At 60.2% G+C, this 23,843-nt stretch carries 21 protein-coding genes and 1 tRNA gene; 16 read left to right on the top strand and 6 right to left on the bottom strand.

Annotated elements, in window-relative coordinates; all coding sequences use genetic code 11:
* The first annotated feature begins 8 nt into the window (after positions 1-8).
* From H4W29_RS08575 to H4W29_RS08545, 7 genes are all read left to right on the top strand, one after another.
* A complete protein-coding gene (locus H4W29_RS08575) occupies positions 9-1,841 on the top strand; it encodes an extracellular solute-binding protein (RefSeq protein ID WP_192728551.1) in 1,833 nt (610 codons plus the stop codon).
* 151 nt (positions 1,842-1,992) lie between these two features.
* Positions 1,993-3,081 (top strand): microcin C ABC transporter permease YejB, encoded by a 1,089-nt coding sequence (locus H4W29_RS08570; protein WP_192728550.1) that lies wholly within the window; start codon positions 1,993-1,995, stop codon positions 3,079-3,081.
* Positions 3,081-4,229, top strand: coding sequence for an ABC transporter permease (locus H4W29_RS08565; protein WP_192728549.1), 1,149 nt, complete (start codon positions 3,081-3,083; stop codon positions 4,227-4,229). Before H4W29_RS08570 ends, H4W29_RS08565 begins: the two co-directional genes overlap by 1 nt.
* Before the next feature lie 72 nt (positions 4,230-4,301).
* The gene (locus H4W29_RS08560; protein ID WP_192728548.1) at positions 4,302-4,592 is read left to right on the top strand and encodes a hypothetical protein; all 291 of its coding nucleotides are present in this window, start codon (positions 4,302-4,304) and stop codon (positions 4,590-4,592) included.
* Entirely contained in the window at positions 4,592-5,095 is a 504-nt protein-coding gene (locus H4W29_RS08555; RefSeq protein WP_192728547.1) for a type II toxin-antitoxin system VapC family toxin, read from the top strand. The genes H4W29_RS08560 and H4W29_RS08555 overlap by 1 nt, the downstream gene beginning before the upstream one ends.
* Positions 5,092-6,720, top strand: coding sequence for an ABC transporter ATP-binding protein (locus H4W29_RS08550; protein ID WP_192728546.1), 1,629 nt, complete (start codon positions 5,092-5,094; stop codon positions 6,718-6,720). The genes H4W29_RS08555 and H4W29_RS08550 overlap by 4 nt, the downstream gene beginning before the upstream one ends.
* Positions 6,721-6,744: 24 nt before the next feature.
* Positions 6,745-7,704 carry a 2-hydroxyacid dehydrogenase gene (locus tag H4W29_RS08545; protein ID WP_192728545.1) on the top strand — a complete coding sequence of 320 codons (960 nt, stop codon included), beginning with the start codon at positions 6,745-6,747 and terminating at the stop codon, positions 7,702-7,704.
* Between the two features lie 205 nt (positions 7,705-7,909).
* Here the strand turns inward: H4W29_RS08545 and H4W29_RS08540 are convergent, their stop codons facing one another.
* Entirely contained in the window at positions 7,910-8,737 is an 828-nt protein-coding gene (locus H4W29_RS08540) for an AraC family transcriptional regulator (protein WP_192728544.1), read from the bottom strand.
* 554 nt (positions 8,738-9,291) lie between these two features.
* On the opposite strand from H4W29_RS08540, the gene H4W29_RS08535 reads away from it, so the two are divergent.
* Positions 9,292-9,585: a hypothetical protein gene (locus H4W29_RS08535; protein ID WP_192728543.1), complete on the top strand. Its 294-nt coding sequence runs from the start codon at positions 9,292-9,294 to the stop codon at positions 9,583-9,585.
* A gap of 178 nt (positions 9,586-9,763) precedes the next feature.
* Positions 9,764-11,068 carry a nicotinate phosphoribosyltransferase gene (gene pncB, locus H4W29_RS08530; protein WP_192728542.1) on the top strand — a complete coding sequence of 435 codons (1,305 nt, stop codon included), beginning with the start codon at positions 9,764-9,766 and terminating at the stop codon, positions 11,066-11,068.
* A 283-nt stretch (positions 11,069-11,351) separates the two neighbouring features.
* Here the strand turns inward: pncB and H4W29_RS08525 are convergent, their stop codons facing one another.
* On the bottom strand, positions 11,352-12,332 hold the full coding sequence (locus tag H4W29_RS08525; protein WP_192728541.1) for a DUF72 domain-containing protein: 981 nt from the start codon (positions 12,330-12,332) through the stop codon (positions 11,352-11,354).
* Between the two features lie 83 nt (positions 12,333-12,415).
* Positions 12,416-12,907 carry a histidine kinase gene (locus H4W29_RS08520; protein WP_192728540.1) on the bottom strand — a complete coding sequence of 164 codons (492 nt, stop codon included), beginning with the start codon at positions 12,905-12,907 and terminating at the stop codon, positions 12,416-12,418.
* Positions 12,908-13,200: 293 nt separating this feature from the next.
* Here H4W29_RS08520 and H4W29_RS08515 point away from each other — a divergent pair, with 293 nt between their 5' ends.
* A complete protein-coding gene (locus H4W29_RS08515; RefSeq protein WP_192728539.1) occupies positions 13,201-13,389 on the top strand; it encodes a helix-turn-helix transcriptional regulator in 189 nt (62 codons plus the stop codon).
* Between the two features lie 189 nt (positions 13,390-13,578).
* On the top strand, positions 13,579-16,254 hold the full coding sequence (locus H4W29_RS08510) for a CHC2 zinc finger domain-containing protein (protein ID WP_192728538.1): 2,676 nt from the start codon (positions 13,579-13,581) through the stop codon (positions 16,252-16,254).
* 330 nt (positions 16,255-16,584) lie between these two features.
* Here H4W29_RS08510 and H4W29_RS08505 read toward each other — a convergent pair whose 3' ends face one another.
* Positions 16,585-16,791: a hypothetical protein gene (locus H4W29_RS08505; protein ID WP_113320548.1), complete on the bottom strand. Its 207-nt coding sequence runs from the start codon at positions 16,789-16,791 to the stop codon at positions 16,585-16,587.
* 245 nt (positions 16,792-17,036) lie between these two features.
* The gene (locus H4W29_RS08500; RefSeq protein WP_192728537.1) at positions 17,037-17,945 is read right to left on the bottom strand and encodes a LysR family transcriptional regulator; all 909 of its coding nucleotides are present in this window, start codon (positions 17,943-17,945) and stop codon (positions 17,037-17,039) included.
* A gap of 137 nt (positions 17,946-18,082) precedes the next feature.
* Here H4W29_RS08500 and H4W29_RS08495 point away from each other — a divergent pair, with 137 nt between their 5' ends.
* A complete protein-coding gene (locus tag H4W29_RS08495; RefSeq protein WP_192728536.1) occupies positions 18,083-18,817 on the top strand; it encodes an alpha/beta fold hydrolase in 735 nt (244 codons plus the stop codon).
* Between the two features lie 378 nt (positions 18,818-19,195).
* Here H4W29_RS08495 and H4W29_RS08490 read toward each other — a convergent pair.
* Positions 19,196-19,285, bottom strand: a tRNA-Ser gene (locus H4W29_RS08490).
* 223 nt (positions 19,286-19,508) lie between these two features.
* Here H4W29_RS08490 and H4W29_RS08485 point away from each other — a divergent pair.
* The 4 genes from H4W29_RS08485 to H4W29_RS08470 all read left to right on the top strand — a co-directional run bounded on the left by H4W29_RS08485 (position 19,509) and on the right by H4W29_RS08470 (position 23,833).
* On the top strand, positions 19,509-19,826 hold the full coding sequence (locus H4W29_RS08485; RefSeq protein WP_192728535.1) for a hypothetical protein: 318 nt from the start codon (positions 19,509-19,511) through the stop codon (positions 19,824-19,826).
* Between the two features lie 319 nt (positions 19,827-20,145).
* Positions 20,146-21,138 (top strand): BMP family lipoprotein, encoded by a 993-nt coding sequence (locus H4W29_RS08480; protein ID WP_192728534.1) that lies wholly within the window; start codon positions 20,146-20,148, stop codon positions 21,136-21,138.
* Positions 21,139-21,210: 72 nt separating this feature from the next.
* On the top strand, positions 21,211-22,722 hold the full coding sequence (locus tag H4W29_RS08475; protein ID WP_192728533.1) for an ABC transporter ATP-binding protein: 1,512 nt from the start codon (positions 21,211-21,213) through the stop codon (positions 22,720-22,722).
* Between the two features lie 7 nt (positions 22,723-22,729).
* Positions 22,730-23,833 carry an ABC transporter permease gene (locus H4W29_RS08470; RefSeq protein ID WP_192728532.1) on the top strand — a complete coding sequence of 368 codons (1,104 nt, stop codon included), beginning with the start codon at positions 22,730-22,732 and terminating at the stop codon, positions 23,831-23,833.
* Positions 23,834-23,843: the final 10 nt, after the last annotated feature.

Below are 23,843 nucleotides of genomic sequence, written 5' to 3'. Positions count from 1 at the left end.
AAGCGTGAATGGCGGCTCTGTGGTCGAAGATCGGTCTGTTTCTGTCGCTTGCGGTTCTTCTTCTTCCGCTTTCGTCAATGGCGGAGGATCAGGAGTTCCGCATCGGAAGTTCTGTTATCAATGAACCGAAATATCAGCCCGGCTTCACCCATTTCGACTACGTCAATCCGAACGCTCCGAAGGGTGGCGACCTTCGTCTCTCGACGACAGGCACGTTCGATACGTTCAATCCCGTGCTGGATAAGGGCGAGGTGGCGACCGGGCTGACGCTGGTCTACGACACGCTGATGAAATCCGCCGATGAGGAGCTTCTTGTTTCCTATGGCCTGCTTGCCGAAGGCCTCTCCTTCCCGCCTGACGTTTCCAGCGCGACATTTCGTCTGCGCAAGGAAGCGAAATGGGCGGACGGCCAGCCGGTGACGCCCGAAGACGTGGTCTTCAGCTTCGACAAGACCAAGGAACTCAATCCGCTCACCTTCAATTATTACCGCCACGTGGTGAAGGCCGAAAAGACCGGCGACCGCGACGTCACCTTCACCTTCGACGAGAAGAACAACCGGGAGCTTCCGAATATTCTCGGCCAGTTGACGATCGTCCCGAAACATTGGTGGGAGGCGCCTGGGCCGGATGGCAAGCCGCGCGACATTTCCAGGACGACGTTGGAACCCGTCATGGGTTCCGGTCCCTATAAGATCGCCGATTTCTCCCCCGGCGCGACAATCCGTTATGAACTGCGTGACGATTATTGGGGCAAGGACCTCAATGTGAATGTCGGCCAGAACAATTTCCGCAACGTCATCTACAGCTACTTCGGCGATCGGGATGTCGAGTTCGAGGCCTTCCGTGCCGGCAACGTGGATTATCGCCAGGACAATCAGGCGAGCCGCTGGGCGACGGCTTACGATTTTCCTGCCGTGAAGGATGGCCGCGTCAAGCGCGAGGAGCCGACGAACGCGTTGCGCGCGACGGGCATCATGCAGGCCCTGGTGCCCAATATGCGGCGCGACCTCTTCAAGGACATCAGGGTGCGCGAGGCATTGAACTATGCCTTCGACTTCGAGGACCTCAATCGCAACCTCGCTTACAACGCCTTCGAGCGGATCGACAGCTATTTCTGGAATACCGAACTCGCCTCCTCCGGCCTGCCGCAGGGGCGTGAGCTGGAAATACTGCAGGGTCTGAAGGACAAGGTTCCCCCTGCGGTCTTCACGACGCCCTACACCAATCCTGTTGCAGGTGACCCGCAAAAGCTTCGTGACAACCTGCGCAAGGCCATTGCTCTTTTCAAGGAGGCGGGTTGGGAGCTCAAGGGCAATCGCATGGTCAACGTGGCGACCGGCCAGCCGATGAGTTTCGAAATCCTCTTGTCCAACCCTTCTTTCGAACGTTCGGTTCTTCCCTACACGAATAACCTCAGGAAGATCGGCGTCGATGCACGCCTGCGCACGGTCGATGCCTCGCAATATACCAACCGCGTCAGAAGCTTCGATTACGACATGATCTGGGGCATCTGGGGCGAGACGATGAATCCCGGCAACGAGCAGGCCGACTACTGGGGTTCCGAGGCGGCGAAACAGACGGGTTCGCGCAACTATGCCGGTATTGCCGATCCTGCCGTCGATGCTCTGATCCGCATGGTTATTTTCGCGCCGAACCGGGCCGAACAGGTCGCAGCGATCAAAGCGATGGACCGCGTCCTGCTCGCCAATCATTATGTCGTGCCGCTGTTTTACTCCAGGACATCCCGCATCGCCTATTGGAACACGATCACGCGGCCGGCCGAGTTTCCGGCCTACGGCCTGGGCTTCCCCGCAGCCTGGTGGTCTACCTCGGCAAAATGAGCGGGCTTGCAATGAAGGGGGCCGGGGCTCCAAATGGCACGAGCGAATCACGACACGTCGGCGGGGGCCGACAAGGGAAGGCTGGCGGATTGAGCGGCATTAGACTGGACGGCGGGCAGACGAGAAAAACATTTCCGGAGGCTGAAGGCTGATGGGCGCCTATGTCATTCGCCGCCTGCTTCTGATGATACCGACCATCGTCGGCATCATGGCGATTTCCTTCATCGTCGTTCAATTCGCGCCCGGCGGCCCCGTCGAGCAGGTGATCGCCCAGTTGACCGGTCAGGCCGACAGCGCCGACCAGCGCCTGTCCGGAGGCGGCGATCTTCTCGGCGGAGGTGGCGGCGAAGAAGGTTCGAAATATCGCGGTGCGCAGGGCCTCGATCCGGAGTTCATCGCCAAGCTCGAAAAGCAGTTCGGCTTCGACAAGCCGCCGCTGACCCGCTTCGGCGAGATGATGTGGAACTATATCCGCTTCGATTTCGGCGAGAGTTTCTTCCGCAATACGAGCGTTCTCAATCTCATCAAGGAGAAGCTGCCGGTCTCGATCTCGCTCGGCATCTGGATCCTGATCTTCTCCTACGCCATCTCCATCCCGCTCGGCATTCGCAAGGCTGTGAAGGACGGATCGACCTTCGACGTCTGGACGTCAGGCATCATCGTCATCGGTTATGCCGTGCCGAGTTTCCTCTTCGGCATCCTTCTGATCGTGCTTTTCGCCGGCGGCTCCTTCTATGACTGGTTCCCTCTGCGCGGCCTCGTCTCGGACAATTTCGACCAGCTCGCCTGGTGGCAGAAGCCGCTCGATTATTTCTGGCACCTCACGCTGCCGCTGATCTCGCTGTCGCTGGCATCCTTTGCCACGACGACGCTTCTGACCAAGAATTCCTTCATCGACGAGATCAAGAAGCAATATGTCATTACCGCGCGCGCCAAGGGCCTGAATGAACGGCAGGTGCTCTACGGCCATGTTTTCCGAAATGCCATGCTGATCGTCATTGCGAGCTTCCCGAGCGCCTTCATCTCCGCCTTCTTCACCGGCTCGCTCCTGATCGAAAACATCTTCTCGCTCGATGGCCTCGGCCGCCTCGGCTACCTCTCCGTCGTCAACCGCGATTATCCGATCGTCTTTGCGACGCTCTACATCTTCTCGCTGCTCGGCCTCTTCGTCGGCCTGATTTCGGACCTGATCTATACCTGGATCGATCCGCGCATCGATTTCGAGCGGAGGGATGTCTGATGGATGTCGCCGCAAACCCAACGACATCAGCGCCCGTCCGCCCGCCCCGCAAGGGCATCTTGTCACCGACCAACGTCAGGCGGTGGCGGAACTTCAAGGCCAACAGGCGCGGCTACTGGTCGCTCTGGCTGTTCCTCGTCCTCTTCGTGCTCAGCTTGCTTGCCGAGTTCATCGCCAATGACAGGCCGATCATCGCCTCCTACAAGGGCGAGATCCTTTTCCCCGTCATCATCGATTATCCCGAGGAGAAGTTCGGCGGCTTCCTGGCCGAAACGGACTATCGCTCCTCCGTTATATCGGATGAGATCGAGGCCAACGGATGGATGATCTGGCCGCCGATCCGTTATTCCTACCAGTCGGTCAATTCCAATATCCCGCATTCGGCCCCGACCGCGCCCTTCTGGCTGATGTCATCGCAGGAGCGCTGCTCGGCCTATCCTGAGGGCGTCAACGATCCCGGCTGCAGGCTCGGCAATCTCAACTGGCTCGGCACCGACGATCAGGCCCGCGACGTGCTCGCCCGCGTCATCTACGGTTTCCGCATTTCCGTTCTCTTCGGCCTGGTGCTCACCATCTGCTCGGCCGTCATCGGCGTGACGGCCGGTGCCATCCAGGGCTATTTCGGCGGCTGGACGGACCTGTTTTTCCAGCGTTTCATCGAGATCTGGTCCTCGATGCCGGTGCTCTACATTCTGCTGATCATCGCCGCCATCCTGCCGCCCGGCTTCTTCGTGCTGCTCGGCATCATGCTGCTCTTCTCCTGGGTGGGCTTCGTGGGCGTCGTGCGCGCCGAGTTCCTGCGCGCCCGCAATTTCGAATATGTCCGGGCTGCAAGGGCGCTTGGCGTCAACAACCGCACCATCATGTGGCGGCACATGCTGCCGAATGCGATGGTGGCGACGCTGACCTTCCTGCCCTTCATACTCTCGGGCTCGATCACCACGCTGACCTCGCTCGACTTCCTGGGTTTCGGCATGCCACCGGGCTCTCCCTCGCTCGGTGAACTGATCGCCCAGGGCAAGGCCAATCTTCAGGCGCCATGGCTCGGGCTGACGGCCTTCTTCACCATGTCGATCATGCTGTCGCTGCTGATCTTCATCGGCGAGGCGGTGCGCGATGCCTTCGATCCGAGAAAGACGTTCGGATGAGTGGAGTCATCTCGTCATTTGCAGACGTTCAGACTAAGGTTGGGTATGACGCAACTTTTGAGGCACAGGCCGATGAACAAGATCGTGTTTGAGCATTATCCTGCATCGAATCTGCCGGAAGAACTCCGAAAGGGCCTGGAGAAAGACGCCATGGTGCGTGTGGTGATTGAGGAGGAAGCCAAGGATGAGGAGAGAGACCCTTTTCCGGGTTTCAGAAACCTGCCGAAGATTGAGCGGAAGCCGATGACCAGAGGCGAAACCCTCGCCGCCATTCGGCGCATAAAAGCGGAAGACAGGCCATCGGTGAGTGCCGAGGAAGCGGTCGCTAGAATTCGTCGGCTGCGGGATGAATGGGATGATTGATGCAAGGTGTCAGTAGAATTTATCTCGACACGAATATTTTCATCATGGCATTCGAGAGGCGGGACGAGACGAGTGATCGCCTCGCTCAACTGCTTGCAGCAGGCGATGCTGATGCCGAGCCGAGATTTGTGACGAGTGAGTTGACGCTATCCGAGCTTCTGGTGACGCCATATCGTCAGAATGACGACAGTCTGATTGATGTTTATGAAGGGCTGATCCTAACGAACAGCTGGCTTGAAGTGCTCCCGATCGTTCCGCCCACACTTCGATATGCTGCTGTGCTGCGGTCTCAATATGGCAGCCTGAAATTACCGGACGCCATTCATCTATCGACGGCCATCGGTGCAAACTGTTCGCATGTCCTGACGGACGATCGGGGAATAAAGGACGAATACCGGCTCACCCATCGCAGATATGGGCGGACAACGGAAGCTCGGCCCTTGACCGTTCTTCGCCCGGATGAACCCACTCTTTCCTCCCTCCTGAAAAATCCAGTCGAATGACAGAACCGCTGCTCTCCGTCCGCGATCTCTCGGTCGCCTTCCATCAGGGCGGCGAAACCTCGCTCGCCGTCGACCGCATCTCCTTCGATATCGGCAAGGGCGAGGTTGTTGCACTGGTCGGTGAATCCGGTTCCGGTAAGTCGGTCTCGGCGAATTCGGTGCTGCGGCTTCTGCCCTATCCCGCCGCCAGCCATCCGAGCGGCGAAATCCTCTTCAAGGGCAAGGATCTCCTGAAGGCTGGCGATCGCGAGATGCGCGCGGTGCGCGGCAACGACATCACCATGATCTTCCAGGAGCCGATGACCTCGCTCAATCCGCTCCATACGATCGAAGGGCAGATTGCCGAAATCCTGGCCCTGCATCAGGGCGTGACCGGGCAGGCGGCGCGTACCCGGGTGCTGGAACTGCTGAACCAGGTCGGCATCCGCGAGCCGGAAAAGCGCCTGAAGGCCTATCCGCACGAGCTCTCGGGCGGCCAGCGCCAGCGCGTGATGATCGCCATGGCGCTCGCCAATCGGCCGGAATTGCTGATTGCCGACGAGCCAACCACCGCGCTCGACGTCACCGTCCAGGCGCAGATCCTCGAGCTCCTGCGCAAGCTGAAAGGCGAGCACGGCATGTCCATGCTCTTCATCACCCACGACCTCGGCATCGTGCGCAAATTCGCCGACCGTGTCTGTGTGATGACCAAGGGGAAGATCGTCGAAACCGGACCGGTGGAAGAGGTCTTCACCAATCCGAAGCACGACTATACCCGCCATCTGCTCGCCTCCGAGCCGCGCGGCGAACCGCCGGTGACCGATCCCTCCAAGCCTGTCGTCATGGAAGGCAATGACATCAAGGTCTGGTTCCCGATCAAGGCCGGCCTCATGCGCAAGGTCGTCGACCATGTGAAGGCTGTCGATGGCATCGACCTGACGCTCAGGGCCGGACAGACGCTCGGCGTCGTCGGTGAATCCGGCTCCGGCAAGACTACGCTCGGCCTGGCGCTGACCCGCCTCATTTCGTCGAAGGGCCGCATTTCCTTCGTCGGCAAGGATATAGCCAGCTATTCATTCACGGATATGCGGCCGCTGCGCAACCAGCTGCAGGTCGTCTTCCAGGATCCCTACGGCTCGCTGAGCCCGCGCATGTCCGTCGGCGATATCGTTGCAGAAGGCTTGAAAGTGCACGAGCGCTCGCTCTCGGCCGAGGAGCGCGACCAGCGCGTCTGCTGGGCGCTGGAAGAAGTCGGCCTCGATCCGCTCACCCGCTGGCGTTTCCCTCATGAATTTTCCGGCGGCCAGCGCCAGCGCATCGCGATCGCCCGCGCCATGGTGCTGAAACCGCGCTTCGTCATGCTCGATGAGCCGACCTCGGCGCTCGACATGAGCGTGCAGGCGCAGGTGGTGGATCTGCTGCGAGACCTGCAGAAGAAGCACGATCTCGCCTATCTCTTCATCAGCCACGACCTGAAAGTGGTCAAGGCGCTCGCCAACGACGTCATCGTCATGCGCTTCGGCAAGGTGGTGGAGCAGGGGCCGTCGGCGGAAATCTTCCAGGCGCCGAAGGATGACTATACCAGGGCGCTGATGGCCGCCGCCTTCAATATCGAGGCGGTACCCACATCAGCCGTTCAGCAATAAAAACGGGCAGCAGTAAAGAAGATCATGTCATCAAGACTTCCAATTCTCGTCGATCTCAAGTTCGACCCCGAGACCGTTGCCCGCATTCTCAAGACCGCCTTTGCCGACCGCGGCAGCATCAACCTTGCCGATCCCGCGAGCAAGGCGCTCGATCTGACCGGTATCGACTATGCGCTGCTGTGGAAACCGGATGCCGATATCTTCAAGCGCGCGCCGAACCTGAAGGTGCTGTTTTCCGGCGGTGCCGGGGTCGATAGCATCCTGTCCATTCCCGATCTGCCCGATATCCCGATCGTCCGCTTCGCCGATCGCAGCCTGACGACGCGCATGAGCGAATGGGTCGTCATGCAGTGCCTCATGCACCTGCGCCTGCAGCGCGCGCATGACCGGGACCAGCGCGACCGTGTCTGGGGCAAGCTCGTCCCGCCGGAAGCCGCCGAAGTCACTGTCGGCGTCATGGGTCTCGGCATTCTCGGCCAGGATGCCGTCGCCAAGCTCAGGGTCATGGGCTTCAACGTGATCGGCTGGTCGCGCTCGAAGAAGCAGGTTGAAGGCATCGAAACCTTCGACGGCCCGCAGCTCGACACATTCCTGTCGAAGACCGATATCGTTGTCGGCCTGCTGCCGCTGACGCCTGACACGACCGGCCTCTACGACAAGGCCTTCTTCAAGAGGCTTCGCCAGGGCGGCGCGCTCGGCAAGCCTGTTTTCATCAATGCCGGCCGCGGCAAGAGCCAGGTCCAGGCCGATATCGTCGCCTCGATTGAAAGCGGCGTGCTCGGCGGCGCCTCGCTCGATGTCTTCGAGGTCGAGCCGCTGCCGGCGAACGATCCGCTCTGGCATCTGGAGAATGTCTTCATCACTCCGCATGACGCCGCGATCTCCGAAGAAAACGCGCTGTTCCGCCACGTCGAAACCCAGATCGCCCGCCTCGAACGCGGCGAGCCGCTGCAATTCGTCGTCGACCGCAAGGCGGGGTACTAGAGCGCCGTGCATCCGTTCGGACGCACAAAGGACGCTCTAACTCTTTGATTCTTAGCATCAGCTTTTCCGAAAATCGCTTCCGATTTTCGGGCCGACGCTGTAGCGCGAGTCGCGCAAAAGCGCGGAACTATTGAGCAAGCGCTGCCAATGTCCGTTTCCGGCCCAAAGCGGTCATTCGCCGCCACAAAGATTGGCAGTTGCGCGATCAGGACGTGACGACCGGTATCCATATCTCCATCTCACCACGGCCAGTTCCGCCATCGAACCGGTGGTCATATAGTTCAAAGTCAGGTGCTTTGGCGGCCTCAAGCCCGGATTCTGGCATTGTCTTGTTCCAGATCGTGTAGATGGTTTTTGACAGATCGGAGATATGCCCGCTGTGTGTAAATACGGCATAATGCTGCCAACACAGCTCGATCTGCTCCATCCCCGGCGTTGAAGCCGACGCCTCGACGCCGGCGATGTAGCGGAAATTGCCTGCCTCATCGCCCATACAGCAAACACCATAAGCTGCTCCTGGCACTACACCGACGATGTTGCTTTCACGCGCGAAAAAGGATTGCCAGAGCGCCGGAATGGCTCCTGTTTTCGCGAACGAGCAGTCAGTGCCGAGGCCGACGACACGAAAGGGCGCACGTTCGCGTTTCTGGGGCGGGCGGACCGGAACGATCATTTCTTTATTCATCTCAAACGGCTCCATAAGTTCTAGTTCCAGAGCGAAGCGCCCATTGCGCAAGCTGCTTGGTGCAGTGCCGAAATAGCTTGCGAAGGCGCGTGTGAAAGCCTCATGTGAACCGTAGCCTGCGTCCAACGCGACCGTGATAATGTTGGCATTGCTCGATACGATCACGCGGGCTGCGTTGGACAGCCTGCGCGCCCGCACGTAGGACATGATCGACATTCCGGTGGCGAGTTGAAACGCTCGACACATATGGTGGACGTTGACGGCGCAACGTTCCGACAATGATGGAAGGGACAGCTCTGAGTCCAGATTTGTTTCAATTTGCCAGATCAGCCTATCCAAAAGGGGCATGGATACTCCTGTGGTTCACCTTCCCTTTTTCCAACAGAACGTGTCCGTTTGCTTGACCGCATTTGACTTTGTAACTGCACACAAAGGGCTGCTCGCGACGTGGCCGTCATGGCTGGTCCCGCTCCCACTTGCTTGGCGTTTCTAAACGCACTTTGCCGCCTCGCGGTGCGGGCTGACCGCTCGTGAGCAGCATCACGTATCATTTGCCGGTGGATTCAGTACCACAAGAAACTCGACTAAAGCGACACTGGGGTTGATGACTTTCACGCAAGGCCACCAAGGGCAGGCGACTAAAACCTAAGTACAAGCGCTAGCTTTCCCAATGACCGCTTTTGGCGCGAAGCAGACAATGACCGCTGGGGCTCTCGGACCTGAACTTGTAAGACGCTCGCGCTTTCGGCTGGTGGCATTTGCGACATTATTCCGCAAAACTGTGCAGCGGTTTTGCGATAACGACATGCTCTAGAAAGCCCTTCGGAACCATCCGGCACCACTCTCGTTTCCTATCCGAAGTTCCGTGAGCCTTGCCCGCGGAATACCGCAAGGAGACGACCATGGCTCGTATGGAAACGCGGTGGGAAAAGTCCGATCGCAAGCTTCATGCCGAAGAACGGATTTCGCCTGTCAAGGCCAGGCAGGGTCGTACGGGTTATCGCATCCTGACCGTGCTGGTTGCCGCGCTGGTGCTGGCCTTCCTTGTCTGGATCCCCGTCGAGATCTGGGGTCAGAAGGAAGCCGATGATGTCGCCCCGCAGCAGCCCGGTCAGCAGATGCAGTCTGAGGTTCCGGCAACTCCGCCGCAGAATGGCGGCCCAGCCCCGGCTCAGCCCGCGCCGTCAGCACGATAGTGTGCGGATATCAGGCATTTAAATCACGTCCCGCAGCCATTCCCGCTGTGGGACGTTGCCTGTTGTTTTTTCTGGACTTTGCCGATCGATTTTTCGATAAGAAAGCGCACGAGCCGGTTTGTGCGCTGGCCGTTTGAGGCGCCGCACCTGACCGGATTGACGGACAGGCAGGAGCTTCATGGCCAGGACCGATATCGCAAGGCGCGTCTACAATCACACCTGGAAACTCGATCCGATCGTGCGCAGTCTGATCGATACGGATTTCTACAAGCTCCTGATGCTGCAGATGATCTGGAAGCTCTATCCGGACGTCAACGCCTCCTTCACCCTCATCAACCGCACCAAGCGCGTGCGTCTCGCCGAACAGATCGACGAGGGCGAACTGCGCGAACAGCTCGATCATGCGCGCACGCTGAGGCTCGCCAAGAAAGAAATGATCTGGCTCGCCGGTAACAGCTTCTATGGCCGCGCCCAGATCTTCGAGCCGGAATTCCTCGCCTGGCTCTCCAATTTCCAGCTGCCGGAATACGAGCTCTCCAAGAAGGACGGGCAATATGTGCTCGATTTCCATGGGTCGTGGAAGGAAACGACCATGTGGGAAATCCCGGCCCTTGCCATCATCAACGAGATGCGCTCCCGCGCGGCCATGAAGGCGATGGGGCCTTTTACGCTCGATGTTCTCTATGCCCGAGCCAAGGCCAAGATGTGGGCCAAGGTGGAGAAGCTGCGCGAGCTGCCCGGCCTCAGGATTTCCGATTTCGGCACCCGCCGCCGCCACAGCTTCCTCTGGCAGCGCTGGTGCGTGGAAGCGCTGAAGGAAGGCATCGGCCCGGCATTTACCGGCACCAGCAATGTATTGCTGGCTATGGATTCCGATCTCGAAGCCGTCGGCACCAATGCGCACGAGCTGCCGATGGTCGCCGCAGCTCTCGCCGAGACGGACGAGCAGTTGAAGAACGCGCCTTACAAGGTGCTGCGCGACTGGAACAAGCTCTACGGCGGCAACCTGCTGATCGTGCTGCCGGACGCCTTCGGAACGGCTGCCTTCCTGCGCGACGCGCCGGAATGGGTGGCCGACTGGACCGGCTTCCGCCCGGACAGCGCCCCGCCCATCGAAGGCGGCGAGAAGATCATCGACTGGTGGAAGAAGATGGGCCGCGACCCGCGCCAGAAGCTCCTGATCTTCTCCGATGGCTTGGATGTCGATGCGATCATCGACACCTACAGGCATTTCGAAGGCCGCGCGCGCATGAGCTTCGGCTGGGGCACGAACCTGACGAACGACTTCGCCGGCTGCGCGCCGAACGACAGTTCCGATTTCCTGCCGATTTCCATCGTCTGCAAGGTGAGCGACGCCAATGGCCGTCCGGCGGTGAAGCTCTCGGACAATCCGCAGAAAGCGACCGGCGAACCGGCCGAGGTCGAGCGCTACCTGAAATTCTTCGGCACCGAGGACCGGACCGATCAGGCCGTGCTGGTCTAAAACTGCGATCCCTTTTGACGGCTGGACTGGCGCCCGTAGCCCCTCATCCGGATCTTCGAGCCACCTTCTCCCCGAGGGGAGAAGGGGCGTGCAGCGGCGTCTTCATTCCCTTCTCCCCAGCGGGGAGAAGGTGCCCGAAGGGCGGATGAGGGGGCCGCGGATGCCAACAGCCGATGCCGATGCGCTCTTCGGTGTTGTTCTTGAGAGGGCTGAGGTCGCTTTTTGACGGCTGGACTGGTGCTCGTGGCCCCTCATCCGGATCTTGGAGCCATCCGACCGGGTTCTAAGGTGAGGTGCGCAACGCCGGCCAATGCTGGCGCGGCTCCTCGGTGACAGGCTTTCCGCCACGGCGTTTCGGCTGGATGGTGACACTGTCATCCGGTGGCAGGGCGATACCGAGCTTCTCGGCGAGCGAACGGGCATCGGCCGGCGCGCGTACTTTCACGTCATTGTCGAAATAGACATAGACATCGCGGCCTTTTGCCGAGCGTTTCAGCGGCGGCTTGATGCGATTGGCGTCGCCGGGCTCGATCCCGTGCGTCCAGGCATCGATGCGCCCGGCCCAGCGATCGAGCGCCTCGCCGCTGTAGCCGCTGACGTAAAGCTGCTCCGATCCATGCAGGCGGCAATAGACGAAATCAGCCGTCACATCCATCAGCAGCGGCCATTCCACGGTATCGGCAACCACCAGCCCGACATTGTGCTTGCGCAGCAGTTCGATGAAGCCGGGTGTGCAGAAACTGTCGTGGCGGATTTCCAGCGCATGGCGCATCGGCTGTGCCGTCTCGCTCTTCGTCCAGGCGCGGCCGTTGAGCCGTTCGTCATGCCGTTTCGCCATATCGGCCGCAGCATCCGTATCCCTGGGCAGCATTGCCAGAAAACGGTCGAAGAGCTCGGCATCGAATGTCTGCCTCGGCGGAAATTGCCAGAGCATCGGCCCGAGCTTCGGGCCTAGTCGCAGCAGGCCGGAGGCGAGGAAATTGGCAAGCGGTTTCTCGATGTCGCGCAGGCGCTTCAGATGGGTGATGTAGCGCGAGCCCTTCACCGAAAAGATGAAACCATCGGGCGTTTCATCGCGCCAGCTGGCGAAAGCATCCGGCTTCTGCAGCCCGTAAAATGTGCCGTTAATCTCGATGGAGGGAAATTGCCGCGAGGCATAGGCAAGCTCGCTCTTCCTAGCCAATCCCCTAGGGTAGAAGACGCCGCGCCAGGGCGCATAGGTCCATCCCGATATGCCGATGCGGATCGTGCCTGTTTTTGCCATGGGACAGGAACTGTGCCGGCGCGCTCTTGTTCCCGAATGCAATAAGGCGCCGCCCTGGCGGCAGCGCCTCGCATCGGGTAAGCTCAGCCGGCCGGTTTCAGCGAGCTGATGATGGCGATCAGCTCGTCGTCATGGGCATCCTGCTTGCCCTTGGTGCCCCAGTAGGTGATCAGGAGCAGCTTGCCTTCGCTTGGCGAAAGCACGGCGACGCCGATATTGACCGGCCCTTCCTTGTCGCTGCCGTCCCAGTCGAAGGTTTTCATCTTCATGCCGTTGATTTCGGCTTCGGATTCCTTCTGGGTCTTTTCGTCTATGGTGACACCATTCTTCTGCAGGAAGGCGAAGGCCTCGTCGATGATCTTGTCGCTCGTCTTTTCATCGGCAACGTCGATCGAAAGATAGATCGCCGAATCCTCGGACTGGGCGTCGATGCCGGTCTCCGTCTCCTTCGGCCCCCAATTGTCGGGAATGGTCACGCTCGCGACCGGATCGTCGCTCGGAAATTCCAGCGTTTCCGCCTGGGCCATCACAGGCAGGAATGCCGCGAAAGCGGCCGCAATGATGAGCTTCTTCATGGTAGGTCCCCGCATGGTCGCGTCCCGGCGGGCAGCAGCCCTTGCCGCCCCTCTCGCTCCGGATCGCGCCACATCGGATCGTTACCGGGTTTTGCTTTGCCAAGCCTTACCAGGAGCCGGGACAAGCGCATGCCATCGCAATCCATTTTTGGTGTCTTCGGGAAGATGGCGGGCAGGGGGTGCCAAATGTGTGTTGAGCCAAAGGAGATGCCCGCCGCATCGGCGTGACTTCTTCCTCTCAACTATCCGCCTCTACAGATACGCCTGGATACGTCAGGATCTGGAGAGAGACCGTGGAAGTCACCCCGAAAATTCTGCTGAACATCAGGCAAGTCACAGAGGCAACCGGCATCAGCCGCGCCAGCATTTACCGGCAGGTGAAGGCCGGCCAGCTTCCCTTCGTGAAACTCGGTTCCCGCACGCTGTTCCGCCCGGCGGATCTGCAGGATTTCGTCAACCGGAACCTCCAGGTTTCGGACTAGCGCCTTCATCGGTCAGGCACCGCGCTTGCCATCAACAGCTCTCTCGATGACAGCATCGAGCAGACACCGCCGGCGTATAACAGCATCATCCGCCGGTATCCGTGGCCCTCTCATCCGGCTCTTCGAGCCACCTTCTCCCCGCTGGGGAGAAGGGAAACAAGCAGCTCCACCTTTCACCCGGAAAATTTCATGTCACGAACACATGCATACGCATCCTCGGGCGACATTGACGATATCGCACGTCTGCGGCGCGACGTGTCGCTGTCTTCGACCGTCACGCAATATGGCTACAAGCTCGGCCGGAATGGACGGGAGTTCGAAACCTGCTGCCCGTTCCATGCCGAAGACACGCCATCGTTCAAGGTTTTCATAGCACACGATGGAGTGGAGCGTTTCCATTGCTTCGGCTGCGGCAAGCAAGGCGATGTCCTTGATTTCGTGCGGGAGGTGAAGGGCGTCGATCTGCCTGAAGCGATCCGCATCCTCGGCGGCGGCATCGGCAGCCGGCCGAACGCCCGGCTAGAGCAGGCCAGGGCGCCGGATGTCTATGAGGGCATAACGGCCCTGCCGCCGCCTGCGGAGGTGCCGGCGCCCGGCCAGCGTATCAGGCTCTATAATCCCAAGCGCAGGGGCGGGCGCTCCGAATGGGGCTCCTTTGCGCCGTCGATGGTCTTTCCCTATCGCAACGTCGATGGTTCGCTCCTTGGCTACGTGCTGCGCCATGATCTCGCCGACGGCGGCAAGGAAACGCCGATGGTCATGTTTGCCCGCCTGCCCGACGGAACGGAGACATGGTGCCGCTTGCCGTTCGCCAAGCCGCGGCCGCTCTACGGTCTGCAGGATATCGGCGACCGGCCAGATATCGGCGAGGAAGAAGTGATCATTGTCGAGGGCGAGAAGTGCCGCGACAGGCTCAGCATGGCGAGCGGGCGGGCGGTCGTTTCCTGGGCGGGCGGGACGCAGGGCGTCAAGCACGCCGATTGGTCGCTCCTCTCCGGCCGCGACGTGCTGATATGGCCGGATTTCGATCGCCCGGGCATGGCGGCGGCGCATGAAATCGCGCTGCACCTGATGAGCCTTGGAGCGCGCATCCGGCTTGTCGGCCTTGCCGATGTCGATGCCGCCAGTGAGCGCGAATGCTATCGTTTCGAGGACTGGCGCGCCGGCCTGTTTCCAGGCCGCGGCTGGGACTGCGCCGATGCGCTCGATGACGGATGGACGCCGGCTGAGATCAATGCCTTCATGCGTGCCACCATGCGCCCCTTCGCGGCCGCGGATGCAGAGGACGAAAAACCGGTCGAGCCTGTGGGCCGCGCATCGCGGCGCAAACCGGTCGTCCGTGACCTGCCCCCACCGACCAGAGAGGAAGACGAACGGCCGACGCTGATCTTCCATGAAGGCGACCTTTCGGAAGCGGTAACGGATGCCTGCCGCCTGGCAGTCGAGGCCGGCGCGCCGCTCTATGCCCGCGACACGGTCCTCTATCACGCCGTCCGCATCACGGGGAAGGAAAAGACGGTGCTGGTCACCGCCAATGAACATGTGATGATCGGAGTGCTGACGAAATACGTGCGCTGGCTGAAACCCGACGCAAAAAGTCCGCCCGGCTACAACGCCGTGTCCTGCCCGGCGCTGGTCGCGAGATCCGTCATTGCCCGGCACGGGGACTGGTCTTTCCCGCAGATCAGGGCGGTCGTATCTCAGCCGACGATGCGCAGCGATGGCACCGTCATCAACGTCAAGGGCTTCGACCGGCAATCCGCCATACTCTTCGAATCGGACAAGGCATGGCCCGAAATCCCCGAACGCCCCGATAGGGCAACAGCCATAACGGCGCTGGACAGTATCAGGAAGCTTGTGGCGAGCTTCCCCTTCGTGAGCGGCATCGATGAATCGGCAGCACTCGCCATGATCCTGACGGCAATCGTCCGCCCCGGCCTGAAGACCGCGCCGCTCTTCGGCGTGAATGCGACGGCGCCCGGTACGGGCAAATCCAAGCTGGTGGATGTTGCCGCCATTCTCGCGACCGGCCGGCCCGCAGCGGTCAATTCCTATGCGGGCGACGATAACGAGCTGCGCAAGGTCCTGGAGTCGCGTCTCCTGCATGGCGACAGCTTCATCAATCTCGACAACCTGTCGGTGGCGCTTCGCTCCGATCACCTCTGCCAGGTCCTGTCCCAGGAGGAAATCAACATTCGCCCGCTCGGCAAGACCGCCTCGCTGGATTCGGCAACGACGGCGATGCTCTGCGCCACGGGAAATGGCTTGCGCTTCGCCGGCGACCTGACGCGGCGCGTGGTCTTGATCAATCTCGATGCCGGCGTCGAGCGACCGGAAGAGCGCGTCTTTGCGAGCGACGTCGTCGAGGATGCGCGCCGCCAGCGGGTGGAGATCGTCACATCAGGATTGACCGTCCTGCGGGCCTTCGTGGCGAATGAGGCAGACAAGGTCTCGCCGGCCCTCGGTTCCTTCGAGCACTGGTCCAATCTCGTCCGCTCCGCGCTCGTCTGGCTCGGCCTGCCCGATCCGCTCGGCAATGCGGCCAGGATCCGCGACAACGACCCGGAGAAAGAGCGAACCTCGGCGATCCTGTCAGCGCTGCCGGCCGGCAAGTCCTGGGCTGCGGCTGACATTGCCAGGATGGTGGAGGAGGGGGCCTTCGATCCTGTTGGTAACCGCCGGCATGAAGCGCTGGTGGAAGCGCTTGGCGATCTCATCGAGCGCGGGCGGCTGAATACGACGCGCTTCAGCGGCTTCCTGCGTAAGAACTGCGGGCGGATCGTCAACGGGCAGATGATCGTCAGCGCGGGGAAGAACCGCGTGAACGCGGCTCTTTGGAAAGTCGAAAACGCGGGGAAAAGCTGAGGCCAGGGCGCTGGCTCCATGACAACGCCAGTCCGCACGGATGCTCTCGTCGAAATGGATGTTCATCGCGGCAGCCGACCGATAATCCCGCCCCGATGAGGCGCTTTCAGCCACCTCTCTGCATAGGATGCATAACTTGCATAGGATTTTTCCATACTTCGCGTGAGAAATGTCAGATGGTGACACGACAGATATTGAATCTGACATTTCCTAGGGAGCGTTGAAAACTGCCCCTGCATCCTATGCATCCTATGCAGTCGGAGCCCGAGATCAGGCCCGCACTCTTCCGACTTTGGCGTGATTGCCGATCTTGCTTCCGCAAGAGGCTATCTATTTCGACAGCCAGCTTTCGAAATAGTGGCGCACAGCCGCACCCGCGCCGAAATGATCGGTCGTATCCAGCCTCGCAACCGCGCCGCGCACGACATCAGCCATGACGGCTGCAGGCACGATGCCGGACTTGACCAGGGATTGAAACAGTTCCTCCACCAGGATGATCGTCCCGATCGCTTCGTCCTCAGCCTTGAAATTCGCCATCGCTGGTCTCCCCCTCTGCGTCGTTGGCAATGAAGTGGCTGTGTGCTGAAAGTTTGGACCACCTTATCGTCTTGCGATGGCGTTGTGGAGGAGGCTTGGATTTCAACCAGAATAAACGATGTGCAGGTCGTGAGTTATCCGAATGTGAATGGCGGGTCGAGAACGACGAAACGGAAACTATGTCTACGCTATTCCCCTCAATGGCCCTCCTTAATGCCTGATCGGGAAGCAGAATGGGCAGGGTTCTAATCGCGAATCTCACGACGTTTTCCCTCACCAAACTTCTCAGTTGTGAAATCCAGGAAGCTCCGAAGTTTGGGCGTCATCTGTCGATCTGACGCATAAAGTGCATGTAGGGCACGCGGTGGTGGTTCATATTCAGGGAGGAGCCGGACCAGTTTGCCTGCGGATATCTCATCAGCAACAAGCTCGTAGGGCTGAAAAAGGATGCCCATGCCCGAGAGCGCCGCGGCGCGTAGCGCTTCGCCACTGTTGGCACAGAAGCGGCCCGCGATCGGAACCGTCACTCGGCCTTCTGGCCCAATGAATGACCAGTGGGTGCGAAGCGATGAATGAGTGAAGATCAGGCATTCGTGCGCGGCTAGATCCTGCGGTGTCTCCAGGCTGCCCGCGGACTCTATGTAGGCAGGCGCGGCACAGAGAATGAGGTGATAGGGCGCAAGACGCTTCGCGATGAGGCTGCTGTCGGGAAGGTCGCCGGCGCGAAAGATCACATCGAAGCCCTCCTCGACCAGATCGACATTTCGGTTCGTCAGATTGAGGTCCACCGACACCTCGGGGTGTCGCCTGAGATATTCTGAAAGTCCGGGCGCGAGCGCGTGGCTGCCAAAGGTCACCGGGGCGCTGATACGCAGCCTCCCCCTGGGCTCCGACCTTGTCTCCGCCATCAGCGCTTCCGCCACGTCCATTTCCGCGAGAATGTTCTTCGCTCGCTCGTAGAACACTTGCCCGCTGTCGGTAAGGCTTTGCCGGCGCGTCGTTCTGGCCAGCAACTTCACGCCCAATCCGTCCTCCAGGGCGCGTATCTGCTTACCGGCAAGCTGTGAGGATATCTCCAACTCGAGCGCCGCTGAGGAGATGGACCCCGCTTCAACGGCCTTTACGAAGACTCTCATGCCGGCGAATCTGTCCATTAGAAACTATCCATTTCCATTATTGAAATGATGCGCCCATTTTACCCACTGTGTTTCATTATTACAATGCGCATGAAAGCTGTCCTCACCCCACGACTGACCACGTCAGCATCACATAGAAAGAAAGGCATAAAGCCATGCAGCCTGTCTCTGATACAACAAGCGCCGCCACCAGTTCCGGTGCACAGCAACCAACCGTCGTCCTTGTGCATGGAGCGTGGGCCGACGGATCAACCTGGAGCCGGTTGATCTCCCTGCTTCAAGAAAAAGGCGTGAATGTCGTAGCCGTACAGAACCCGCTGACGTCCCTGGCAGACGACATTGCGACCACCCAGCGCGCGCTTGACAACCTAAAAGACCCGGTGGTGCTTGTCGGCTGGTCGTACGGCGGAGCCGTGATTACCGAAGCTGGCGAGAACGACAATGTGAAAGCGCTCGTCTATGTGGCTGCCTTCGCGCTGTCCGAAGGAATGTCGGTCAACGAAACGGCCAAGGACTATCCGCCCCCTTCCGGCTTTAGCCACGTGCAGGCAGACAAAAATGGTTTCCTGACCTTGACGCTGGAAGGAGTGCAGCAGCACCTTGCTCAGGACATCGCACCTGAGCAGACCAAGGTGATATTCGCCACGCAGCATCCAACCCACGCCCAGAACTTCGACGGCAAGGTGTCCGCAGCCGCCTGGACGACGAAGCCGTCCTGGTATGTGGTGAGTGAGCAAGATCGCATGATCCAGCCAGATCTTCAGATTGCAATGGCGCAGAAGATTTCGGCAAACGTGACCACTCTGCAAGCCGGACACGCTCCGCACATTTCCCGGTCATCAGAAGTCGCGAAGGTCATTTTTGAGGCGATTGCCCACATCACGAAGTGAAATGCAGCCGGCCCCAAAAGCGAGCCACAACGACTCAAAGCCTGCCTCGAACCGAGGCAGGCCTTTTTTACGCCGCCAGAATTGCTGACGAAATCTCACTTCTGGGCCGGGCACTCATATCCTGCTGACCAGCGGTATAGTGGCCGGAAGCCACCAAGCGGGCTTAAGGCGTCACTTCGCATGCAGTCGACCTGGGCAATCGACCCAACGGAATCCGTTCCTGGCGAGCGTATCACCGGCCTGACGTAGATTCGCGATCAGGCGCGGGCCAATGCCGCCGTGCGTATCATGAGGAGCAGAAGCACGCTGTTGCGTATGCTGGTAACTGCGAAGGAAGGAAGATCGGCGGGAAGCGGCGTTCCCGTTTTTTTTCAGAAATGGCGGACAGAGAGGGATTCGAACCCTCGGTACGCTTTCACGTACACACGCGTTCCAGGCGTGCGCCTTCAACCACTCGGCCACCTGTCCATTTTGCGTTTCGCACCGGAGAGGAGCAAATCGTCGGAACGGCGCGATATATACCGATGAATTTTTGCCGATCAACCCAAATCTAACAGTTTTTTGACTTCTTCCGATAAAACTGCGCGCATGCCGTCCATTGCGCCGTGCCCGCTCCAAGCCTATCTCTAGGCTTGAGTGGAAAATGGCGCGGCTCGCCGGACATCAGGCACACCCGTCGTCGGAGGATTTGATGCGTTTCTTGTTGCGTCTTGCCAGCCTGTTTGCGCTGGCAGTTGCCGTCATTGCCGGAGCCATCGATTCCATTCAGTCCGTCGCATCCTCGCAAGTGGTCATGACCCCGATGTCGGATGCATGGCAGGATGTCAGCCCTACGACGCTGATCGCGCTGCAGTCTTCCGTTTCCTATTATGTCCATCCGCGTTTCTACGCCTTCATCTTCCAGTGGCTGATGCTGCAGCCGGCCTTTGCCGTGTTTCTGGTGCTCTCGCTCATCCTGTGGATGATCGGTTACAAGAAGCCGCCGGTGGCCGGCCGCTTTACCGCATAGCTGAAGGGCCGGAGGGTCTGAAAAAGTGCAATCGGCAGTTCCTGAAACGGCCGGATGATGAGCCTGATGCCGCCAGGGCATTGGTTAGAAAATCCGCATTTTAGCGGTCGATTTGCCCAGAATTCAGGACCTGTGGACTGATTTTCGGCAATCATGGCAAATCTTTACCAACCGAAAAATTTCTCGTGAATTTTTCGTTGAGCCATGCAAGGATGCACGCAGCCAGGCCTCCGGGGGGAGGTCGGTGGTTCCGCAGACATGCCTGAAAAAGGCTTGCGGGAGGACCCCAAACAAATAGCAACAACAGGGCTGCAAACTCATGAAAAAATCCCTTCTCACCCTCCTTGCCGTGGCAGCGATGTCGACGACGGCGCTTGCCGCCGACATCAAGCCGGCGCTCGTTTACGGCACCGGCGGGAAGTTCGATAAGTCCTTCAACGAAGCTGCCTTCAACGGCGCTGAAAAGTTCAAGAAGGAAACCGGCATCGCCTACCGCGATTTCGAGCCGACCGGCGACACCCAGGGCGAGCAGGCTATCCGCAACTTCGCAAGCCGCGGCTTCAACCCGGTCGTTGCCGTTTCCTTCGCCTGGACCTCGGCTGTCGAGAAGGTTGCCGCTGAATTCCCGGACACCAAGTTCATCATCGTCGACTCCGTCGTCGACAAGCCGAACGTCCGCTCCGTTCTCTACAAGGAAGAGGAAGGCTCCTATCTCGTCGGCATTCTCGCCGGCATGGCGTCGAAGACCGGCAAGGTCGGCTTCGTCGGCGGCATGGACATTCCGCTGATCCGCAAGTTCGAATGCGGCTACGAGCAGGGCGCACGCGCCGCCAAGGCAGACATCGAAGTCTTCCAGAACATGACCGGCACGACCGGTGCAGCCTGGAACGACCCGGTTCGCGGCGGCGAGCTCACCAAGAACCAGATCGACCAGGGTGCCGACGTCGTTTACGCGGCAGCCGGTGCAACCGGTCTCGGCGTTCTGCAGACGGCAGCCGACAACAAGAAACTGTCGATCGGCGTCGATTCCAACCAGAACCACCTGCATCCGGGTTCCGTTCTGACTTCGATGGTCAAGCGCGTCGATCTCGCCGTCTACAACGCCTTCAACGACACCAAGAGCGACAAGTTCACGGCGGGCGTCCAGTCTCTCGGCATCAAAGAAGACGGCGTTGCCGCCGCCATGGACGAGAACAACAAGCCGCTGATCACGCCGGAGATGCAGGCTGCCGTCGACAAGGCCAAGGCCGACATCATTGCGGGCACCGTCAAAGTTCACGATTACACCACGGACAATGCCTGCCCGAAGTGAGTCGTAACTGAGATCGGGCGTATGGCGGACAAGGATTTTCGCCATACGCCCTTTTCTTATTTGGAGCCTGCTGTGACAGACCAGCCCGCTATCGAACTTGTCGGCATCGACAAGAAATTCGGCGCCGTTCACGCCAACAAGGACATCAACCTGACCGTCGCCAAGGGCTCGATCCATGGCATTATCGGGGAAAACGGCGCTGGCAAATCGACCCTGATGTCCATCATCTACGGTTTTTACCAGGCCGACAGCGGTGAGATCCGCGTCAACGGCCAGCCCATCACCATCAGGGACAGCCAGGCAGCCATCGCCGCTGGCATCGGCATGGTGCACCAGCATTTCATGCTGGTCGACAATTTCACCGTTCTCGAAAACATCATGCTCGGCGCCGAAGGCGGCGCGCTGCTGGCAAGGGGCGTTGCTTCCGCGCGCGCCGAGCTCAAGCGGCTGGAGACGGAGTACGGCCTGGAGGTCAATCCGGATGCGCTGATCGAGCAGCTTCCGGTCGGCCTGCAGCAGCGTGTGGAAATCCTGAAAGCCATGTACCGCGGCGCCGAGATCCTGATCCTCGACGAGCCGACGGGCGTGCTGACCCCGGCCGAGGCCGATCACCTGTTCCGCATCCTCGGCGTGCTGCGCGACGAGGGCAAGACCGTTGTCCTCATCACCCACAAGCTGCGCGAAATCATGGCGATCACCGATACCGTCTCCGTCATGCGCCGCGGCGAGATGGTCGCCACCCGCAAGACCAGCGAGACCACGGTGGAAGAACTGGCCGAACTCATGGTCGGCCGCCGCGTGCTCTTGCGCGTCCAGAAAGGCGAGGCCAAGCCTGCCGATGTCTTGCTGTCCGTCCGCAACCTGACGGTCAAGGATAACCGCGGCGTGACGATGGTCGACAACGTCTCCTTCGATGTCCGCGCCGGCGAGATCGTCGGCATTGCCGGTGTCGCCGGCAACGGCCAGTCGGAACTGCTGGAGGCGATCGCGGGTATCCGCAAGCCGGCGTCAGGCGAAATCCTGCTCGACGGCCAGCCGATCGACAAGGCCGATCCGGCCCGCCTGCGTGAACTCGGCCTCGCGCATATTCCCGAAGACCGCCACCATATGGGCCTGGTGCTGAAATTCGAGGAATATGAAAATGCCGTGCTCGGCTATCACCACCGTCCCGAGTACAGCCGCGGACCGCTGCTCGATCTCGAAGCCATCCGCAAGGATGCCATGGAAAAGATCGAGAAATACGACATCCGCCCGCCGAACCCGCGCCTGAAGACGGCGAATTTTTCCGGCGGCAACCAGCAGAAGATCGTCGTCGCCCGCGAGATCGAGCGCGATCCGAAAATGCTGATCATCGGCCAGCCGACCCGCGGCGTCGATATCGGCGCCATCGAATTCATCCATCGTCGGATCATCGAGATGCGCGATGCGGGCAAGGCGATCCTGCTCGTCTCCGTCGAACTCGACGAAATCCGCGCCCTTTCAGACCGTATCCTTGTCATGTTCGCCGGCCATGTCGTCGGCGAGAAGACGCCCGATGCCGGTGAACAGACCCTCGGCCTGATGATGGCCGGCATTGCCGCGTGAGGCCTCGATGAGCACTGCTTCCGTAACCCTACCGAGATGGATCAATTACGGTCTGATCCCTCTTCTGAATCTGATCGTTGCCTTCCTGATCTCAGGCTTCGTCGTCTGGCTGATCGGCGAAAGCCCGCTTGCCGCCCTCTCGCTGCTCATCGAAGGCGCCTTCGGCAGCGGTGAGGGCATCGGCTTCACGCTCTATTACGCGACGAGCTTCATTTTCACCGGCCTTTCGGTCGCCGTCGCCATCCATGCCGGCCTCTTCAATATCGGCTCGGAAGGTCAGGCCTATATTGGCGGGCTCGGCTGTGCGCTGGTGGCGCTGGCGCTCGACCATTACGTGCCCTGGTATGTGACGATGCCGGTTGCCGTTATCGGCGCCGGTCTGTTCGGGGCGGCCTGGGCCTTCATTCCCGCCTTCCTGCAGGCCAAGCGCGGCAGCCATATCGTCATCACGACGATCATGTTCAACTATATCGCCGCCGCCCTCATGGTCTATCTGCTGGTGCATGTGCTGATCGTGCCGGGCAAGATGGCGCCGGAAACCCGCACCTTCCTCGAAGGCGGGCAGCTTCCGAAGCTCGGCTGGGTCATGACGATGTTCGGTTCCAAGTTGGGTGCCGCCCCGTTCAACGTCTCCTTCATCATCGCGCTGGTTGCGGCCTGGTTCGTCTGGGTGCTGGTCTGGCGCACCAAGCTCGGCTTCGAGATGCGAACTCTTGGCGTCAGCCCCACAGCGGCCTCCTATGCCGGCATTCCCTATGCGCGCATCGTCATTATCGCCATGCTGCTCTCAGGCGCGCTCGCCGGCATGATGGCGCTGAACCCGGTCATGGGCTCGTCGGCGCGCCTGCAGGTGGAGTTCGTCGGTGGCGCGGGCTTCGTCGGCATCGCCGTGTCGCTGATGGGACGAAACCATCCGCTCGGCATCATCTTCGCCGCGATCCTCTTCGGCGTGCTCTATCAGGGGGGCGACTGGATCTCCTTCGAAATGCCCAACATCACCCGCGAGATGATCCTCGTCATCCAGGGTCTGGTGATCCTGTTTGCCGGTGCGCTGGAATATATGTTCCGCCCGGCGATGGTGCGCATCTATCAGCAGTTCAAGCGAGCCTGAGGGGCGGACG

The organism is Rhizobium viscosum (assembly GCF_014873945.1).
Taxonomy (GTDB): Bacteria; Pseudomonadota; Alphaproteobacteria; order Rhizobiales; family Rhizobiaceae; genus Rhizobium; species Rhizobium viscosum.
This window is presented reverse-complemented; position numbering and strand designations above follow the sequence as displayed.

Coding starts and splice junctions, on each gene's coding strand:
- H4W29_RS08565 (WP_192728549.1), top strand. CDS start 3,081: ATGGATGTCGCCGCAAACCCAACGACATCAGCGCCCGTCCGCCCGCCC.
- H4W29_RS08560 (WP_192728548.1), top strand. CDS start 4,302: ATGAACAAGATCGTGTTTGAGCATTATCCTGCATCGAATCTGCCGGAA.
- H4W29_RS08570 (WP_192728550.1), top strand. CDS start 1,993: ATGGGCGCCTATGTCATTCGCCGCCTGCTTCTGATGATACCGACCATC.
- H4W29_RS08555 (WP_192728547.1), top strand. CDS start 4,592: ATGCAAGGTGTCAGTAGAATTTATCTCGACACGAATATTTTCATCATG.
- H4W29_RS08535 (WP_192728543.1), top strand. CDS start 9,292: ATGGCTCGTATGGAAACGCGGTGGGAAAAGTCCGATCGCAAGCTTCAT.
- H4W29_RS08500 (WP_192728537.1), bottom strand. CDS start 17,945: ATGGACAGATTCGCCGGCATGAGAGTCTTCGTAAAGGCCGTTGAAGCG.
- H4W29_RS08505 (WP_113320548.1), bottom strand. CDS start 16,791: ATGGCGAATTTCAAGGCTGAGGACGAAGCGATCGGGACGATCATCCTG.
- H4W29_RS08480 (WP_192728534.1), top strand. CDS start 20,146: ATGAAAAAATCCCTTCTCACCCTCCTTGCCGTGGCAGCGATGTCGACG.
- H4W29_RS08495 (WP_192728536.1), top strand. CDS start 18,083: ATGCAGCCTGTCTCTGATACAACAAGCGCCGCCACCAGTTCCGGTGCA.
- H4W29_RS08485 (WP_192728535.1), top strand. CDS start 19,509: ATGCGTTTCTTGTTGCGTCTTGCCAGCCTGTTTGCGCTGGCAGTTGCC.
- H4W29_RS08520 (WP_192728540.1), bottom strand. CDS start 12,907: ATGAAGAAGCTCATCATTGCGGCCGCTTTCGCGGCATTCCTGCCTGTG.
- H4W29_RS08550 (WP_192728546.1), top strand. CDS start 5,092: ATGACAGAACCGCTGCTCTCCGTCCGCGATCTCTCGGTCGCCTTCCAT.
- H4W29_RS08540 (WP_192728544.1), bottom strand. CDS start 8,737: ATGCCCCTTTTGGATAGGCTGATCTGGCAAATTGAAACAAATCTGGAC.
- H4W29_RS08510 (WP_192728538.1), top strand. CDS start 13,579: ATGTCACGAACACATGCATACGCATCCTCGGGCGACATTGACGATATC.
- H4W29_RS08525 (WP_192728541.1), bottom strand. CDS start 12,332: ATGGCAAAAACAGGCACGATCCGCATCGGCATATCGGGATGGACCTAT.
- pncB (WP_192728542.1), top strand. CDS start 9,764: ATGGCCAGGACCGATATCGCAAGGCGCGTCTACAATCACACCTGGAAA.
- H4W29_RS08575 (WP_192728551.1), top strand. CDS start 9: ATGGCGGCTCTGTGGTCGAAGATCGGTCTGTTTCTGTCGCTTGCGGTT.
- H4W29_RS08470 (WP_192728532.1), top strand. CDS start 22,730: ATGAGCACTGCTTCCGTAACCCTACCGAGATGGATCAATTACGGTCTG.
- H4W29_RS08545 (WP_192728545.1), top strand. CDS start 6,745: ATGTCATCAAGACTTCCAATTCTCGTCGATCTCAAGTTCGACCCCGAG.